Genomic DNA, 2,761 nt, shown 5'->3' on the forward strand with positions numbered 1-2,761 from the left:
AAACGGCTAGATCCATTTGCAGAAGTGATAAGAATATCCCCATTTTTCACTTTGTCAATTTTAACTGCCTCTTTATTTACAAAGACATCGTCCGATTTAATTAAAAAAGTATCTTCTGCAATATTGGAAGAACGAAGAACCCTAATACCATATTTTTGGACATCGGATGGCTTATATGTTAAGCCCCGTCTTACTTCAGCTAAATTTGAGAACTTACGCTCTTCCCAATCATCCGTAAAACCTTCAAACCTTAATTGTGGACTCTTTTTACTCATCATGCCCACCTCTCAAAAGAAGACGCATCGAATCAATTAAGGCTTGATTCTCTTCACTTTCTGAAAAATCGTCAATCAACGATAAGAGCACTTGCTCTTGTTGAACTAATTCTTCATTGACCTTAAGGAGATTGGTATTTACTGCAACCAAATCAACCGGTTCCTCTTCCTCAAAGGTATCGACATAACGAGGGATATTTAAGTTAAAGTCATTTTCTTGGATCTCATCAAAACTTGCAACATGAGCATATCTTTCAATATCTTCTCGTTTTTTGTAGATAGAAACAATTTTATCAATATGTTCATCCAACAGGACATTTTTATTTTTTTGTTTTTCAAAATCTTGAGAAGCATCGATAAATAAGACATCACGATGAGAGCGGTTTTTCTTCAAAATAATAACCGTTGTCGGAATACTCGTTCCAAAAAAAATATTGGCCGGCAAGCCAATGACCGCATCAATGGCTCCCATTTCTAAAAGGGCTTGACGAATGGTTCCTTCTGCGGCTCCTCTAAAGAGCACGCCATGCGGAAGGACAATTCCCATTGTTCCCGATTCTTTCAAATGGTAAAAACCGTGAAGGAGAAAGGCAAAGTCAGCTTTAGATTTAGGCGCTAATTTTCCAAAACGCTCAAAACGAGGGTCAGAGAGAAACTGATCTGCCGCTGACCATTTTGCAGAATAAGGTGGATTCATGACTACGGAATCAAACTGATAAGGCTCTTCTGAGGGCCAATCGGCATCTAAAGTATCTCCGTTATTCAGGTTCATGCGTTCTTTATCCACCCCATGAAGAATTAAGTTCATACGTGCCAAGTTAAAGGTCGTTGTATTTAACTCTTGTCCATGATAGTGCACTTGATTTGGATTGATGAGATAGCGACGAATATTAAGCATCAAAGAACCTGAACCCATCGCAGGGTCATAGATATGAAAAGGTGCTCGAGATTCTTGGCCGATTGAAGTGATCTCTGACATGATGCGTGAAACAGCTTGTGGGGTATAAAACTCGCCTGCTTTTTTACCCGCACCTTCCGCAAACATCCCAATTAAATACTCATAAGCGTCCCCAATCACATCGCCATTGTGTTCAAATAAGTCAATCTCATCTAAAGCACGCAAGACCTCAGTAATCGTCACATTACGTTGTTGTGCATTTGAGCCTAATTTTGTGGAGTTTAAATCAATATCCGCAAACAATCCACTGAATTCTTCTCCTTGACGTTCCAACTCATTAAAACCTGCTTGTAAGTCGGTCAAGTTAAATTCATAGTTATCAGCTTTGAGGCGGTAGTGATAAAACAATTGATCGGGTTGGATAAAGTAGCCTTGTTTGGGTTGGATATTTTCGATTAAATCGTCTTTGTCTTCTTCGTACCATTCCATGAAGCCTGCATACTGAGTGGAACGTTCTGGGAAGGTATCTGTTTTGCCATTTTCTTGTTCATAAACTTCTCTCAGCTGCGCATCAGACAAGTACTTATAGAAAATTAATCCCAGTAAGTAGTTTTTATACTCACTTGCATCCATCTTCCCACGTAAGATATCCGCAGAAGCCCATAGTTGTTGATTTAAACCTGTCGCCATTATAATTCTTCTTTCCATTTTTGAAGTTGTTCAAAGTTTTGTTGTAGTCGTTCTTCTAAAACTTTTGTTCTTCTTCTGTATTTTTCACCCGTTTTGGCTTCAAACTCTTCTTTACTAAGGGTCATCGAATCCAGTAAATGAGTTAAATAAGGGATCGTTTTCTTATCGCCTTGATATTCATTCATTGCAGACTGTAAAAAGTCGAAGGATAATCCAAATTCTTCGGCTTCTTTTTGAAGTTGTCTTTGAATTTCATTTTGAATCGAAGTCTCTTTTAATTGAGCCACATCGATCTCTTCAGTAGTATTGACGAGTTGATCTTTCAAGGTGTGATACATCTTTTGGATTTGAGGATCCTTTTGTTGGATTTCTTTTTCAAATTTTTCAACGGCCCCTGCTTCGTTTAATTGAATCGCTTTCAAAAGTTGATTAATATAAAAACTATCCACGATGTCTTTATGTGTCGCATTGAGCTGCGAAGAAAAAGCAATCTCTTGTAAAAGCTTCTCGAAGTCTTCCTCAGGATGCTCCTCATCCTCGATCATTTCTTTAATCTTTGTTTTAACATTTTCCGTTTTACCTTGATATTGTGGCATCTGCTCCACTACTTCTGAAAATGCTTCAAAGTCCTCTTCGTATTGATCATAGCTTCGGAGCGCTTTATAACTCTTTTCTAGCTTTTGATAAGCACTCACTTGCGCAATCATCGTTTTAAGATCATTGGGTTTATCCGATAGGTCGGCTTCGCTTTGTTTATAAAGTGTTGAACATTCGATAAATTCTTTTTTGACTTCTTCATATTCTCTTGGAATCAGTTGATCAAAGTTTTGATTTTCATTTGAGAATAGACGAAACGTGTTTTGCACATTTTCTTTCATGGTGAAGGGCTTTCTAAAAG

The 2,761-nt window shown here is 37.8% G+C and carries 2 protein-coding genes and 1 pseudogene; all 3 read right to left on the minus strand.

Features of this window, described 5'->3' with window-relative positions; translation table 11 throughout:
* A pseudogene (locus tag ABZX61_RS65685) lies at window positions 1-278 on the minus strand (hypothetical protein); the annotation flags it as partial.
* Window positions 268-1,863, minus strand: coding sequence for a type I restriction-modification system subunit M (locus ABZX61_RS65690; protein WP_032398726.1), 1,596 nt, complete (start codon window positions 1,861-1,863; stop codon window positions 268-270). The pseudogene ABZX61_RS65685 and the gene ABZX61_RS65690, both read right to left, overlap by 11 nt.
* Window positions 1,863-2,761: hypothetical protein (locus ABZX61_RS65695; RefSeq protein WP_355213226.1), on the minus strand; the 899-nt coding region annotated here is incomplete at its 5' end. The genes ABZX61_RS65690 and ABZX61_RS65695, both read right to left, overlap by 1 nt.

Source organism: Nonomuraea sp. NPDC003709, assembly GCF_040610775.1.
Lineage (GTDB): Bacteria > Actinomycetota > Actinomycetes > Streptosporangiales > Streptosporangiaceae > Nonomuraea > Nonomuraea angiospora_A.